Source organism: Aureivirga sp. CE67 (assembly GCF_015767245.1).
Lineage (GTDB): Bacteria > Bacteroidota > Bacteroidia > Flavobacteriales > Flavobacteriaceae > Aureivirga.
Map to the genome: position 1 here is coordinate 427,091 of NZ_JADOTV010000002.1, position 15,146 is coordinate 442,236.

The following is a 15,146-nucleotide window of genomic DNA, read 5'->3' on the forward strand; positions in this document are numbered from 1 at the left end:
TACATATATTTGCCACCGCTAAGAACAAGCAATGGTACCTTAGCTCAGTTGGTAGAGCAATGGACTGAAAATCCATGTGTCCCTGGTTCGATTCCTGGAGGTACCACTTAAATCTCAAATCTTTTAAGGTTTGAGATTTTTTTTTGCTCTAAACTTTCCAAACTTTCAATTTAAAATTATTTAATGAAAAAATGTTAATTAATTAACTAAAAGTTAGTTTAAGTCTTATTTTTAAAAACTTAATTTTAACTTAACATTGAAATCTTTGAGATAACATTATTGTTACTGTACATTTGGGTTCAAAAATGAAATTACAAAGATTATTTTTATGAAAAAAAATTACGCATTTTTAACGGCTTCGATTTTATCGGTAGCTTCTTACGCTCAGTCAGCTTTAATTACTGGGTTCGTAGATTCTCCATGTCCTGGTGGAAGTGGGAAAGTTTTAGAGTTATATGTTGATGGAACAATCGATTTTACAAATTGGAAAATCCAAAAGCAGACTAACGATAATACTGGAGATTTTGGTTCTGATATTGATCTTTCAGGATTAAATTCTAAAACAGACGAGTATGTATATTTAACAAATGATGCAGCAATTTTAGAACAAGAATTTGCTATTTCTACAAATGTTATTGAAAATGGAGGAATCAACATGAATGGTGATGATCGTTTTCAAATTGTAGATGGTGATGGAAATGTTATCGATCGTTTTGGAGTTGACGGTGTTGATGGAACTGGTGAAAACTGGGAATATTTAGATACTTACTTAAAAAGAAACTCTGGAACAACTGCAAATGGAGGAACTTTTGATGTTAATAATTGGACAATTGGAGAATTAAATATTTTAGATGGTACAGGTTCATGTCAAACTGATCCACCATCAGGAGAAACTTTAAGTGAATTATTCCAATTTCAAACATATATTGATGATGTTGTAACTACAGATCCTTCTTTAGCTATTTCATCTCCAGCAAACAATGCTGAATTGGCTGCTGGAACTACAGATGTTAATGTTGAGTTTACATTAGGAAACTTCAACTTATCTACAAGTGATACTGCAAATGACGGAGACGGATACATTGTATACTCAATGGATGATTTCTCTACTACAACGAATAAATTTGATGATACTGCAATTGCTTTAACAGGATTGACTGCTGGAGATCATACAGTAAAAATTAAATTAGTAGACAATGACGGAAATGATTTAGCTGAAGCTGTAGCAACAGAAGTTTCTTTTTCTATTGCAGCAGTAATCACAACTCCAACTTTAGCAATTACTTCACCAGCAAATGATGAAATTTTAGCAGCTGGAACAACTGATGTTAATGTTGCTTTTGATTTAGGAAACTTTAACTTGTCTACAAGCGATACTGCAAATGACGGAGACGGATACATTGTATACTCAATGGATGATTTCTCTACTACAACAAATAAATTTGATGATACTGCAATTGCTTTAACAGGATTAGAAGCGGGAGCACATACAGTAAAAATAAAATTAGTTGATAACGACGGAAATGATTTAGCTGAAGCTGTAGCAACAGAAGTTTCTTTTTCTATTGCAGTTGAACAAACAGCAACAGAAATGGCTACTATTACTGCATTAAGAGCTGATTTCGTTGCAAATGGAGCAGGAACTACTTATGAATTAACTGGAGAGTTTGTTTTAACTCAAAAAGTTGGATATAAAGGAAGAAAATGGATTCAAGATAAAGAAGGAACTATTTCTGGAATTATGATTGAAGATGAAGACGGAATCATTACAACTGAGATGAATGTTGGAGATTATGTTACTGGATTCAAAGGAGAAATTATTGAGCAAAATAATTCATTAAAATTTATTCCTTCTGAAGATTCTGCATCTGTTGTTTCTTCTGATAATACTATTGCTCCACAAGTTGTAACTATTGAAGAGTTCAATACAAATGGAGAAGATTATGAGTCTGAGTTAGTTCAAATCAACACAGTTTCTTTCGAAGATGCTGATGATGCTGCAACTTTTGCAAATGGACAAAACTATAACATTACTGATGGTACAAATACTGCAGTAATGAGAACAAACTTCTACGATGTTGACTATATTGGAACTGTAATTCCTTCAGGAGAAGGAAATGTAGTTGGAGTAAATGTTCAGTATAATGATGTTTACCAAGTTTCTCCAAGAACTGTTGTTGATATTTTTGATATGGAAGTTAACACAGATCCTACTTTAGCTATTACTTCACCAGAGAATAATAGTGTATTCGGATCAGATGTTACAGAATTAAATATTGCTTTTGATTTAGGTAACTTCAACTTATCTACTAGTGAGTCTGCAAATGATGGAGATGGATACATTGTTTATTCAATGGATGATTTCACAAATTCAACAAATAAATTTGATGATACTAACATTGCTTTAACTGGATTAACTTTAGGATCACATACAGTTAAAATTAAATTAGTAGATAATGATGGAAATGATTTAGCTGAAGCTGTAATGGCAGAAGTTACATTTACAATTTCTGAAGCTGTAGTTGTTTCTTCTATTACAGATTTAAGAGCACACGTTTTAGCTAACGGTTTAAATAATACTTATGAAATTACTGGAGATATTGTTTTAACTCATAAAGATGGATTCAAAAACAGAAAATGGATTCAAGATGCTAACGGATCTACGATTTCTGGAATCATGATTTTTGATGAAGAAGGAATCATCACAACTGAAATGAATGTTGGAGATTATATTTCTGGAGTAAAAGGAAAAGTAATTGAGTTTAATGGGTTATTAGAGATAATTCCTACTCAAGACGCTTCTGTAGCTTCTTCTGATAATGATTTAGTAGCTCAAGAGATTACTATCGAAGAGTTAAATAATAACGGAGAAGATTACGAATCAGAATTAGTAAAAATCTTCAATGTAACTTTCACAGAAGGTGACGGAACTGCAGTATTTGTAAACGGACAAAACTATTCAATCGAAAACGGAGAAAATACAGGAGTATTAAGAACTGCTTTCTACGATGTAGATTATATCGGAAACGTAATTCCTACAGATGAAAAAACTGTAGTTGGTGTAGCTTCTCAATTCAATGAGACTTACCAAATTTTCCCAAGAAATGCAGCTGATATCAATGATGATTTAGATGTTGTTGAATATGGAAATGAGAATACAATTTCTATCTATCCAAACCCAACTACACAATCTATCGTAAGATTATCAAAAGAAACTTCTTTCGAAGTAGTTGATCTTTTAGGTAGATCTGTATTAAAAGGAGAAAAAGCTAACACAATTGATGTTTCTACTTTAACAAAAGGAACTTACATTGTAAGATTAGAAAATGCTGGAAATGTGAAATTAATCGTAAGATAATTTTCTTTAAAAGTATATAAAAGAGACTTTTAGTTTCTTGAAAAGGGAGTAATATTTAATATTACTCCCTTTTTTTATGGATTTTACTTAAGTAATTGTTATATAGTTGTTTATGTATTGTTTGTGAAAATCACTGTTTTCAGTGGTTGAGTATCGCTTTTTTAAGTTAAAATATTGTAAATCAATTAAATAAGTGTGTTTTTTTAACTTGTGTTTGAAAAAAAATAATAAATTTATGCTCTGAATAAAATACCGAATAAAATGATTAAAAAATACTTATTTCTAGGATTATTATTTGTTTCATGTTCATTGTTTTCACAGGAGATTTTAACAGAACAAGAAATATTATCGCTATACGAACAAGAAGAAGTTCAGAATATACCTGAAGGAACTAAGATTCAATTAGATCAGATTGGAGAAAATAATACTGTAGATGTTTTAATGAATGCCAATAATAGTACACAGATGGTAATGCAGTATGGGCAAGATAACGTGTATAATTTCACATCTACATCAAGTATGGAGTATCATGTGAAAGTTGAGCAAATTGGTGATAATAATGAGGTAGGAATTGTAGGTGAGAATCAATTGACTAATAATATGAAGATTAGTCAAAGAGGAAATGATGAAAGCTTATTTATAGAAAATGAATAAAAAGATAGTATTCATTATTTTTTTAATCTCACATCTATTTTATTCACAAGAAGAAAAAAAACTCAAATCAGAAATAGATTATAATATTAAAGGGAAGTCTGTAGAGATATTTACCATATTAGAAAATCAATCAAACTTTTATATTGAAGATGTTTCTGTTCAGATGTTAATATTAAAAAAAGTTGCTTCAAAAAAATATGAAAAGCAAAACGTTTCAGAGCGTATTTCTATACCAGCTCATAACAAGATGAAAGTTTTACAAACATATTTAAATTTTGAAGCTAAAGATGAGATCAAAGTTTTCTTTTTTGGTAGAGTAGAATCTAAATTGATTGCAAAAGATTCGTTAACGATAAGATTAAACCCTAATCAAAACAATTTAGAACCAATTAAAGAAACTGAAATTGAAATAAAGGGAATTGTTGTAGAGGAAGTAAGAACGAAGCTAGGAAAAGATTTTTATGATGTGTTTTATGGACAAATGATGTCCAAAAACTTGAAATATCCTTTTATGATTTATGTTTATGAAAAACCTTCTTTTGGTAGAGGAAGTGTTGTGGAAGTGAAAATTGAAGATAGGATAATCTATAGATTTCAAACCAAACCAGATGTTGAATTTATTAATCAACAAGCAAAGAATGCTATCAGAAGATTGGAAAGAGAAAGTAAGAATAGAAAAAACTGGAAAAAAATAAGAGGTATTTAGTATGAAAAGAAAATTATTAATCATTCTGTTTTTTATTCCATTTATGGGAATAGCACAAAACTTCGTATACAAACCCGTTAATCCTTTTTTTGGAGGAAATAACCCATTTAGTTATCAACAGTTATTAGCTTCCGCAAATGCACAGAATTCTTTTAAGGAATCTTCAAGTTCTTCAAGAACTCAGAAATCAGATACGGAAAGGTTTACAGAAAATTTAAATAGACAGCTTTTGAATAAAATTTCGAAAGATTTGTTTGAAGATGAGTTTGGTGAAGGTGAATTAGAAGAAGGTACTTATGTTTTTGGAAGTTTGGTTTTAGATATTTCTCCTTCTACAGATGGACTTTTTATCAGTATTCTTGATACTGCAACTGGTGATAAAACCGAAATTGTAATACCCAACGATTAAAAAAATGTCATGAAAATTAAATCAATAATTGGACTAGTTTTCATTGGTCTTTTGTCAGGTTGTGGAGCTTATTGGAACCAGCCTTTACAAACCCAAAAAGCTAGAATAGGAGAAAACACGCCAAAAAGTGAACTTTTAAAAGATATAAAACCACAAAAACCAATTGTAGTTGCTGTTTATAAATTTAGAGATCAAACAGGGCAATATAAGCAGTTAGAAACAGGATCAACGTGGAGTACGTCTGTTACGCAAGGAGGAACTTCGATCTTGATAAAATCTTTAGCAGACTCCAAATGGTTTTCTCCGATTGAAAGAGAGAATATTGGTAATCTATTTAATGAAAGACAAATTATTAGGTCAACAAGAGTCGATTATGCAAACGTTGATGCAAAGAATAGCTTACATCCGTTACTTTATGCAGGAGTGATTTTAGAAGGGGGAGTTGTGTCTTATGATTCCAATATTATGACAGGAGGAGTAGGAGCAAGATATTTTGGTGCAGGTGGGGCTGCAAATTATAGACAAGATAGAATAACTGTTTATCTTAGAGCTGTTTCTACGATGAATGGACAAATTTTAAAAAATGTCTATGTTTCCAAAACTATTTTATCACAACAAGTAACGGCTAGCTTATTTCGTTATGTAAATCTTCAAAGGTTACTCGAAGTAGAAACTGGATATACTCAAAATGAACCTTCACAATTAGCTGTGAAAGAAGCGATAGATAAAGCTGTAGAATTAATGATTGTTGAAGGAATTTTAGATGGCTTGTGGAGTGCTAAAGGAGGTGATGAATCTGTTGCTTTATTGAAAGAAAGATTTGAAAAAGAAAAAGAAGAAGCAGAAAATACAAAGATTTATAATAGAAATTTTCAAGATCGTAGAGCAAAAAATGGAATTAGCTTCGAAGTTGGAACTTCTAGAATTGAAAATGATTACGCAAATCCGGCTAATACTTTTTCTTTCGCATTAGGATATAATTATTATTTAAAAAATCCATCTTTTAGTTTAGCAGCAGGAATGCGGAAAATCGATTTCAAGAATAAGAATTTAGATAACAAACAAAATTTACTTTCCGTAGATGCCAATTTACAATTTAACGTATTGCCATATGAGAAGTTTACTCCATACGTTTATGTTGGACCTGGATATCTTTTCAATATTGATAAAAAGGATAATGCTAATGAATATCTGAAAGTTCAATATGGATTAGGTTTTGAATATTTAGCTTCTAATACTTTTGGAATAAAAATATTTGGAGAACAAAATTTGCCTTTTGATGATACTATTGACGGTGTTACACACGGAAAAAAAGACGATTATTATTGGAGGTTTTCCCTTGGTGTAAACGCATATTTTGGTAAAGAAAAGAAAACTGAAACTAAAAAAATATTTTAAACAAAAAGTGATGAAAAGGAATTTGATTCTAAAAATATGTATGTTGCTATTTTTGATTTCTTGTAATGAAGATGTTTTGGAAATGGTATCTACAGGAACGATATCAGGAAAAGTTGTAGATGCAGTAACTTTTGAGCCAATGGTAAATGTAAAAGTTAGTATTTCTTCTACAAATAATACCGCATTTACAGATGAAAATGGAGAATTTACTTTTACGGATATTGAAGAAGGCGACTATTCTGTGCAAGCTGAAAAAGATGAGTTTTTAACAAGTTTTGAATCTGCAACTGTGGAAACGGATAACACAGTAAATGTGATTTTTGAGATGCAGATTGAAACTACAGGGAATAAAGCTCCGTCAATTCCTGCGCTTATTTTACCAGAGGATAATCAAGAATTAACAAGCTTGTTTGCTACTTTAGAATGGTTGAGTGTAGATCCAGAAGAAGATACTATTTATTACGATGTTTTGGTTAAAAATGATAAGGATGATAGTGAAATAATTATTGAAAATATTACAGAAACTTCTGTGCTTATTGAAAATCTAGATTACGGAACTAAATATTTTTGGCAGGTAAAAGCTTATGATGATTATAGTGAGAAAATATATAGTGCTGTATATTCTTTTAAAGTTATAAATGACCCAGGAAATAGATTGTTTTATGTGAAAAATCAGAATGGAAATAATATTATTTACTCTAAAAATGAATTAGAAGTAGAAAGTATTTTGACAGATATTTCGAAAAATAGCTGGCGTCCAAGAAAGAATAATCAAGCTTCTTTGATTGCTTTTTTCCAAACTGTAAATGCAGAAACACATCTTTTTACCATGAAAGCAGATGGTTCTGAATTGTTTCAAGTTTCTACAATTCCTGTAAACGGATTTAAAATGTCTGAAGTTGATTTCTCATGGTCTGCAAACGGAGAATATTTATTATATCCAAGTTTTGATAAGTTATACAAAGTAAATAAAGACGGATCAGGGACAGAATTGATTTATCAAACTCCAGATGGAAAATATATTACAGAATGTGATTTAGGATATTTTGGAGATAAAATTGCAATTAAAACAAATAATCCACAAGGTTATGATGCTTCGATTTATGTGATAGATTTTAATGGAAATATTTTGAATACAATTTTAGATAATGTAAATGGAGCTGTTAGTGGTTTGAATTTTTCTATAGATGAACAAAAACTTCTTTATACACATGATACGAGCGGTTTTGAAAATGATGAATACAGAATTTTAGATTCAGATATTTTTATTTACAATTTTGAAAATGATACTTCCATTAATTTTTCTACAAGTAAATTTGGAGGAACGAACGATTTAGATCCAAGATTTTCACCAAATGAAGCTGAAGTTATTTTTATGAATACATCTAATGATGGAATTTCAACTAAAAACATTTATAAGGTTTCATTAGACTATATAGATGATTCTTACCACAGAGAAGTGTTGTTGGAAAATGCTGAAATGCCAGATTGGGAATAATTTTCAGATTTGCATAGAGTTAGTTTTAAAGAAACAATTAACTTTGCGAAAAACAACAACACAACAAAAATAAGAATGAGTTCAGAAGTAAGTAAAAGATATAGCCAAAGAGGTGTTTCCGCTTCAAAGGAAGATGTGCATAATGCAATCAAGAATGTAGATAAAGGATTGTTTCCAAAGGCTTTTTGTAAAATCGTTCCAGATTATTTAACAGGAAGCGAAGATCATTGTATCGTGATGCACGCAGATGGTGCAGGAACAAAATCTTCTTTAGCCTACATGTATTGGAAAGAAACAGGAGATTTATCTGTTTGGAAAGGAATTGCACAAGATGCTTTAATCATGAATATTGATGATTTACTTTGCGTTGGAGCAACAGAAAACATCATGCTTTCTTCAACGATTGGAAGAAATAAAAACTTAATTCCAGGAGAGGTAATTTCTTCAATTATCAATGGAACAGAAGAACTTTTAGAAGATTTAGCAAATCACGGAATTAAAATTCACTCTACAGGTGGAGAAACTGCAGATGTTGGAGATTTAGTTCGTACAATTATCGTGGATTCTACGGTTACTGCTAGAATGAAAAAAGAAGATGTAATTGATAATGCAAACATTCAAGCTGGAGATGTTATTGTAGGTTTAGCTTCTTTTGGTCAAGCTGCTTATGAAACAGAATATAATGGAGGAATGGGAAGTAATGGATTGACTTCTGCGCGTCATGATGTTTTTGCAAAATATTTAGCTGAAAAATATCCTGAGAGTTTTGATGCGGCAGTTCCTGAAGATTTAGTGTATTCTGGAAATGTAAAACTTACAGATGAAGTAGAAGGAGTTTCTATTGATGCTGGAAAATTAGTTTTATCTCCAACTAGAACTTATGCACCAATTATCAAGAAGATTTTAAATTCTGTAGCTAAAGAAAATATTCACGGAATGGTTCACTGTTCTGGTGGAGCACAAACAAAAGTGTTACATTTTGTAGGTAATGTTCATGTGATTAAAGATAATTTATTTGCTACGCCACCTTTATTTAAATTAATCCAAGAGCAATCTAAGACAGATTGGAAAGAGATGTACCAAGTTTTCAATATGGGACATCGTATGGAGTTATATGTGAAGGAAGAAGTAGCAAATGAAATCATGGAAATTTCAAAAGAATTTGGTGTAGAAGCACAAATTATTGGTAGAGTAGAAGCTTCGGATTCTAAAAAACTTACAATTAATTCAGAGCACGGAACTTTTGAATATTAATAGAAAAGAAATTTGATATTTTACATAGAAACCCGGAACTTAGTTCTGGGTTTTTTTATGAATATAATTTAAAAAATATATCTAAATTAAATTACTTGATATTAAAACTATAAGTATGTTTTTGAGGATTGAAAATGTTTTCTGAAATTTAATTGACCTATTTTTAAAATTGTAAAAATCAAGAATTTTGGAAAAAATAGACGAAAAACTGTTTGAGTGATAGCGAGTTTTTTTCGTCTTTTTCAAATTTCGTAGATTTTTGATTTTAAAAATAAAGTCTTGATTTTTTTGGTTCGTTTTTTTATCAAGAAAAAAATGAATAAAATAACTATTTAAAAAGAAGAAGTAAATGCAAAAAGTTACGATTCATTGGTTTCGAAGAGATTTAAGATTGGAAGATAATACAGCGTTGATTCAAGCTTTAAAGAAAGAAGAAAATGTATTGCCAATTTTTATTTTTGATAAAGATATTTTAGAAAAATTAGAAACAAAAAAAGATGCTAGAGTTCAATTTATTCATGAAAAATTAGAATTAATAAAAGAAGAATTAAAAGTTCAATTTCAGTCGGATATTTTGATTTTTCATGATGAAGTTTTAAATGCTTTCAAAAAGTTGACAGAAGAATATACAGTACAAGCTGTGTATACAAATGAAGATTATGAAACTTATGGAATTGAAAGAGATAAAAGAGTAAAAGCCTTTTTAGAGTCCAAGAATATTGTTTTTAATGTTTATAAAGATCATGTGATTTTTGCAAAGAAAGAAATTTTAAAAGCAGATGGAGAGATTTATAAGGTTTATACGCCATATATGCGAAAATGGAAAGAAAAACTTTCAGAGAAAAATTTAATGATTCAAGATGTTTTTGAAGTTGAAAATAATTTTTTGCAAAATGTAGATTTCTCTTTTCCGAGTTTGACGGAAATTGGTTTTGAAAAAACCGAAATAGAAGTGATTCCTTATCATTTGGACAAACCAAAATTGAATTCTTATGTTGAAAAAAGAGATTTTCCGAGTGTAGATGGAACTTCTTCAATTTCGCCACATTTAAGGTTTGGAACTGTGAGCATTCGTAAATTGGTACATTATGCGTTGAATACAACAGATTCAAAACAAGTTTATCTAAATGAATTAATTTGGAGAGAATTTTTTATGCAATTGTTCTATAACAATCAACGAACAGCTAAGGAATCTTTTCGTCCAGAATATGATAGGATTTTATGGAGAACTGATGAAGAAGACTTTAAAAAATGGTGTGAAGGAAAAACAGGTTATCCGATGGTAGATGCGGGAATGCGAGAATTAAATGCGACAGGATATATGCACAATCGAGTTCGAATGGTTGTTGGGAGTTTTTTATGTAAACACTTGATGATTGATTGGCGCTGGGGGGAAAGATATTTTGCAGAGAAATTGTTAGATTTTGAACTTTCGTCGAATGTTGGAAATTGGCAATGGGTTGCTGGTTGTGGTGCAGATGCTGCTCCGTATTTCAGAATTTTTAATCCTGAAACACAATTGACAAAATTTGATAAAGATTTGAAATATGTGAAAAAATGGATTCCAGAATATGGAACTTCAAAATATCCAAAGCCGATGGTAGATCATAAATTTGCTAGAGAAAGAGCCTTAGAAATGTATAAGGAAGGTTTAGGAAAATAAAAAAGAGCAGCAAATTCGCTGCTCTTTAATTTTAAATAAGATTATTTTATTTCATGAATTTTTAAAGTAGGAGAAGTGAAATTTGTTAAGTTTTCGTTCTCATCTACATAAATCAAAAAAGCTTTTATTTCTGGATTATTTTTTAAAAATTCTTTAGTATTTTCTAGCCCCATCGCCATAAAAGCAGTTGCATAAGCATCTACATCCGCACAATCTATTTCAGAAATTACTGTTGCACTGATCAAATCACTTTCATAAGCAAATCCTGTTTTTGGGTTCACAGTATGAACGAATTTTTCTCCGTTTTTGTTTTTCTTAAACTTTCTATAATTTCCAGAAGTTGCCATAGATTCGTTGTTTAATTTTACAAATTTTGTGAAACTTCTAGTTCCATCCGTATTTGGATCTTCAATGGCTATAGACCAAAGTGCACCTTTGTCTAAGTTTTTTCCTCTTGCTCTTACTTCTCCTCCAAGTTCTACCAAATAATCATTGATTCCTTTTGTTTCCAAATACCTTCCGATTAAATCAATTGTATATCCTTTGGCAATTGAATTAAAATCTAAATAAATTTCTTCTGATTCTTTGATTACCTTTCCGTTTTTTATTTGAATTTTTTCAAAACCAACATATTTTAATAAATCAGCAACTTTTGTTGAGTCTAAATCATCGATTTTCATTTCAGGACCAAATCCCCAAGCATTAACTAAAATACCAATAGTTGGGTCGAAAAAACCATTAGTTTTCATGTGAATTTTTCTTGATTTTTCGATGTTTTCTAAAAATAATTCATCTACAACGATAGTAGAATCACCACGGTTTATCTTCGAAATATCAGAATCCTTATGATAAGTTGAAAGAGATCTGTTTACTGCATTAATAATGCTATCCACTTTTTTCAAATAGTTAACATTATCTGTGTCAAAATACTTTATATTGAATGTTGTTCCTAAAGCATTTCCATTTAATGTGATTGCTTCTTGCTTTTTTTCTTGTGAACAAGCGAAAACAGTGAAAATTAGTATGTAAAATATATATTTTTTCATCTTTTGATTTGTTTAAATTTTAGTTCTTTAACATTTTGCAAAGATACATGATAATTAATCATAAATTAATCTTAAAAGTGGTTAGTTTCATTAATTTAGGTATTAATATTTTATAAATTTGGACAATATTAAATTTTTGAAATATGAGAAAACTACTTATCCTAACTGCAGTTTCGTCATTAGCTCTTACTTCTTGCGTTTCAAGTAAAAAGTACTCGGCGTTACAAGAGGAAAACAACCAAAATAAGGAGCAATTAACGACTGCAAAGGCTAACCTTGAAAAATGTTTGATTGATAAAGACAAGGTGGGTAAAGAAAATCAAGAATTAGCAGAAAGAGTAGAATATCTTAAAGAGAATAATACTCAAATGCTAAGCAGTTTGACTGAACTTTCTGTGCTTTCTAAAAGAGAAGCAGAGAATGTGAAAAGATCTTTAGAGAAGATCGAGAATCAAGATGGTTACATCAGAAATTTACAAGATGCGATTGCTCGTAAAGATTCATTGAATTTACAATTAGTTCTTAATTTAAAAGGAGCTCTTGGAGATGTTAATGATGAAGATATTCAAATTGAAGTTGAAGGAGGAGCAGTTTTTATTTCATTATCTGATAAGTTATTATTCCGTACGGCAGGATATACTTTAAACAAAAAAGGTATCGAAGTATTAGGAAAAGTAGCAAAAGTAGTTAATGATAAGCCAGATATCGAAATTATGGTGGAAGGATTCGCGGATTCTAGATCATATGCTGGTAAACAAGGAGTATTAGTGGATAACTGGGATTTATCTGTAAAACGTGCAACTTCTGTAGTGCGTATTTTAGAAGATAAATACAAAGTAGATCCAGAAAGAATGATTGCTGCTGGTAGAGGTAAATACCACCCAGTTGCTTCTAATGATACTGCTGATGGAAGAGCTAAGAATAGAAGAACAAAAATCGTTATTCTACCTAAATTCGACCAATTCTTTGAATTATTAGAGAAAAAATAATTTTTTATAAAACTACCCTAAAGAGTACAATTTATCTTTTCTAAAAAAAACATCTTTTTAGGGTTGTTTTTTCTTATTTTAAAATTGCAAGTTACTACATGTGAATTTCATAAATTCACTTTTTTTATTTTTAAAGTTTAGCTAAAATCTTTTTTTGAAAAATGAGAATTTTCGTTTGAAAGCGAATGAATTTTTCCTTTGATTTTTTTTGTTTTAAGAAATTGGAATTATCAATTTATAAGAAAAATAAAAAACCTTCGTTATGAAAATAAAATTCAAATGAAAAAAGTATTTCAGATAGTCTTTATTATTTTTTGTTGGTTAGTATTTTGGTTCTTTACTTTTGGTTCAAATATCCTTTTAAATAGCATCCCTATTTTACTTTTACTGATTCATGTTTATATAATTTATAGAACTAAAAAAAAGAAAAACTATTACCTCTTATTTTTAAATCCTGTCCTATTTCTTTTTTGTGTTTTTCCATTAATAGCTTTTAAGAATTATATCAATAAAAGTCCAACAATAATGGTGTGTAGCTATATTGAAAAAGAAACTTTACTTAATGATGAAAAAACTGTTTTTATAGAATATATCAATGATGATTGTGATTTTGAAGGTCTCTATTTATATACCTATGAAATAAATAATTGGACAACTAATCATTTAATTGCATTATTTGGAAACCCTATAAATGATCAAACAAATTCTATTCAATAATAAAAATCAATTTTCACCCAAATTTCCCTTCCTTCAATTTCTTAAAATAAATATCCGCAGCTTTTCGGACTTTTGGAGCTAGAAGCACTGTAGAAATTACGGTTGGAATTGCCATCATTGCAAAGAAACTATCTACGATATTTACAATAACATCTAAGGTTACAATAGAAGCTACGATGATAATTGCTACATAGAAATATCTATAATAATGACCATATTTTGGTTTGGTAAGAAAACCTAAACAAGTATCGCCGTAATAAGAGAAAGTAAACATTGTTGAAAGAGAGAAAATAAGCACAGCAATCAGGAGAAGAATTTCAGAAATTGCATTTGGAAAAACAGATTTGAAAGCACTTAAGGTTAGAGAAACTCCGTTTGCATCTGTAATGTCGGCAACACCTGTAGAAAGTATCATAAAAGCAGTAAGTGAACAAACAACGATCGTATCAATAAAAGGTCCGAGCATAGCAACCAAACCTTCACGAATTGGTTCTTTGGTTTTTGCGTGTCCGTGCATCATTGGCGCAGTTCCGATTCCTGCTTCATTAGAAAAAGCAGCTCTTTTTACTCCAGTTTTGATGATATATCCCAGTCCACCACCAATAGCAGCATTTGCTGTGAAAGCATTTGAAAAAATACTGTTGAAAATTGCTGGAATTTTGTCATAATTTACCCCAAGAATGATGAAAACAGAAATCATATAGAAAATCACCATAAAAGGAACTAGTTTGGAAGTTACTTTTCCGATTCTTTTTAATCCTCCAAAAATTACAATTCCAACCAAAACAGCGATTAAACAACCGATGATTAATTTTGTGATGAATTGATTTTCTGGTTTTGTTCCTAAAACTTCAATGAATGTTGCAGTAAGTTGATTTGCTTGAAAAGCTGGCGTTACTCCAATTAATCCAACCAAAGAAAAGAAGATTGCAAGTGGTTTCCATTTTTTGCCCAAACCTTCTGTGATTACATACATTGGGCCAGCAAGTGTGTTTTCTTCATCTAAATCTTTCCTATACATTACGGAAAGTGTACAAGTGAAAAATTTGGTTGCCATTCCGACAATGGCGCTCATCCACATCCAGAATATTGCTCCAGGTCCTCCAGTTACAATTGCAATTGCTACTCCACTAATATTTCCAAGACCTACTGTTGCTGCAATTGCAGAAGAAAGTGCTTCGAAGTGGCTTAATTCTCCGTGATCTTCCTTTTTGTCGTATTTCCCTTGAATGACATGAATAGCGTGTTTTAGATATTTGAAAGGAATGAATTTGGAATAAAATAAAAGAAAAAGTCCACCACCTACTAGTAAAACTAAAAGTGGCCAATCCCAAATCCACGAACTGAAAGCCTTTGCGAAATCTTGAAAAGAATCTAACATAAAAACTGTTTTTTATTGTTTTTAAGAGTTACTTCTTTTAAAGTTAGGGAAAAATATGATAGCTGTGGGTTTG

Annotated in this window: 12 protein-coding genes and 1 tRNA gene; 11 read left to right on the top strand and 2 right to left on the bottom strand. The window is 30.4% G+C overall.

Translation table 11 applies throughout. The features are described 5' to 3' along the window. Positions 1–33 precede the first annotated feature (33 nt). The 9 genes from I0K12_RS05720 to I0K12_RS05760 all read left to right on the top strand — a co-directional run bounded on the left by I0K12_RS05720 (position 34) and on the right by I0K12_RS05760 (position 10,940). Positions 34–106 (top strand) — tRNA-Phe (locus I0K12_RS05720). Between the two features lie 222 nt (positions 107–328). Beyond that, complete coding sequence (locus I0K12_RS05725) at positions 329–3,358, top strand: DUF5689 domain-containing protein (protein WP_196886071.1); 3,030 nt, start codon at positions 329–331, stop codon at positions 3,356–3,358. A 261-nt stretch (positions 3,359–3,619) separates the two neighbouring features. Continuing rightward, a complete protein-coding gene (locus tag I0K12_RS05730; RefSeq protein ID WP_196886073.1) occupies positions 3,620–4,012 on the top strand; it encodes a hypothetical protein in 393 nt (130 codons plus the stop codon). Then, a complete protein-coding gene (locus tag I0K12_RS05735) occupies positions 4,005–4,718 on the top strand; it encodes a CsgE family curli-type amyloid fiber assembly protein (RefSeq protein WP_196886075.1) in 714 nt (237 codons plus the stop codon). Before I0K12_RS05730 ends, I0K12_RS05735 begins: the two co-directional genes overlap by 8 nt. A 1-nt stretch (position 4,719) precedes the next feature. Then, complete coding sequence (locus I0K12_RS05740) at positions 4,720–5,127, top strand: curli assembly protein CsgF (RefSeq protein ID WP_196886077.1); 408 nt, start codon at positions 4,720–4,722, stop codon at positions 5,125–5,127. A gap of 9 nt (positions 5,128–5,136) precedes the next feature. After that, positions 5,137–6,525 (top strand): CsgG/HfaB family protein, encoded by a 1,389-nt coding sequence (locus tag I0K12_RS05745; RefSeq protein ID WP_196886079.1) that lies wholly within the window; start codon positions 5,137–5,139, stop codon positions 6,523–6,525. Positions 6,526–6,535: 10 nt separating this feature from the next. Further along, positions 6,536–8,023 (top strand): carboxypeptidase regulatory-like domain-containing protein, encoded by a 1,488-nt coding sequence (locus I0K12_RS05750; protein WP_196886081.1) that lies wholly within the window; start codon positions 6,536–6,538, stop codon positions 8,021–8,023. Between the two features lie 75 nt (positions 8,024–8,098). Then, the gene (locus I0K12_RS05755; RefSeq protein ID WP_196886082.1) at positions 8,099–9,277 is read left to right on the top strand and encodes an AIR synthase related protein; all 1,179 of its coding nucleotides are present in this window, start codon (positions 8,099–8,101) and stop codon (positions 9,275–9,277) included. Between the two features lie 349 nt (positions 9,278–9,626). Next, complete coding sequence (locus tag I0K12_RS05760) at positions 9,627–10,940, top strand: cryptochrome/photolyase family protein (protein WP_196886085.1); 1,314 nt, start codon at positions 9,627–9,629, stop codon at positions 10,938–10,940. A gap of 41 nt (positions 10,941–10,981) precedes the next feature. On the opposite strand, the gene I0K12_RS05765 is transcribed toward I0K12_RS05760, so the two are convergent. Continuing rightward, positions 10,982–11,986 carry an FAD:protein FMN transferase gene (locus tag I0K12_RS05765; protein ID WP_196886087.1) on the bottom strand — a complete coding sequence of 335 codons (1,005 nt, stop codon included), beginning with the start codon at positions 11,984–11,986 and terminating at the stop codon, positions 10,982–10,984. A gap of 143 nt (positions 11,987–12,129) precedes the next feature. Here I0K12_RS05765 and I0K12_RS05770 point away from each other — a divergent pair, with 143 nt between their 5' ends. Then, positions 12,130–12,975: a flagellar motor protein MotB gene (locus I0K12_RS05770; RefSeq protein WP_196886089.1), complete on the top strand. Its 846-nt coding sequence runs from the start codon at positions 12,130–12,132 to the stop codon at positions 12,973–12,975. A gap of 279 nt (positions 12,976–13,254) precedes the next feature. Beyond that, complete coding sequence (locus I0K12_RS05775; RefSeq protein WP_196886091.1) at positions 13,255–13,692, top strand: hypothetical protein; 438 nt, start codon at positions 13,255–13,257, stop codon at positions 13,690–13,692. Positions 13,693–13,705: 13 nt separating this feature from the next. Here the strand turns inward: I0K12_RS05775 and I0K12_RS05780 are convergent, their stop codons facing one another. After that, the gene (locus I0K12_RS05780; RefSeq protein WP_196886093.1) at positions 13,706–15,073 is read right to left on the bottom strand and encodes an alanine/glycine:cation symporter family protein; all 1,368 of its coding nucleotides are present in this window, start codon (positions 15,071–15,073) and stop codon (positions 13,706–13,708) included. Positions 15,074–15,146 lie beyond the last annotated feature (73 nt).

Excerpts from the sequence above, each read along its gene's own strand:
- I0K12_RS05725 (WP_196886071.1), top strand. The coding sequence starts at position 329 with ATGAAAAAAAATTACGCATTTTTAACGGCTTCGATTTTATCGGTAGCT.
- I0K12_RS05730 (WP_196886073.1), top strand. The coding sequence starts at position 3,620 with ATGATTAAAAAATACTTATTTCTAGGATTATTATTTGTTTCATGTTCA.
- I0K12_RS05735 (WP_196886075.1), top strand. The coding sequence starts at position 4,005 with ATGAATAAAAAGATAGTATTCATTATTTTTTTAATCTCACATCTATTT.
- I0K12_RS05740 (WP_196886077.1), top strand. The coding sequence starts at position 4,720 with ATGAAAAGAAAATTATTAATCATTCTGTTTTTTATTCCATTTATGGGA.
- I0K12_RS05745 (WP_196886079.1), top strand. The coding sequence starts at position 5,137 with ATGAAAATTAAATCAATAATTGGACTAGTTTTCATTGGTCTTTTGTCA.
- I0K12_RS05750 (WP_196886081.1), top strand. The coding sequence starts at position 6,536 with ATGAAAAGGAATTTGATTCTAAAAATATGTATGTTGCTATTTTTGATT.
- I0K12_RS05755 (WP_196886082.1), top strand. The coding sequence starts at position 8,099 with ATGAGTTCAGAAGTAAGTAAAAGATATAGCCAAAGAGGTGTTTCCGCT.
- I0K12_RS05760 (WP_196886085.1), top strand. The coding sequence starts at position 9,627 with ATGCAAAAAGTTACGATTCATTGGTTTCGAAGAGATTTAAGATTGGAA.
- I0K12_RS05765 (WP_196886087.1), bottom strand. The coding sequence starts at position 11,986 with ATGAAAAAATATATATTTTACATACTAATTTTCACTGTTTTCGCTTGT.
- I0K12_RS05770 (WP_196886089.1), top strand. The coding sequence starts at position 12,130 with ATGAGAAAACTACTTATCCTAACTGCAGTTTCGTCATTAGCTCTTACT.
- I0K12_RS05775 (WP_196886091.1), top strand. The coding sequence starts at position 13,255 with ATGAAAAAAGTATTTCAGATAGTCTTTATTATTTTTTGTTGGTTAGTA.
- I0K12_RS05780 (WP_196886093.1), bottom strand. The coding sequence starts at position 15,073 with ATGTTAGATTCTTTTCAAGATTTCGCAAAGGCTTTCAGTTCGTGGATT.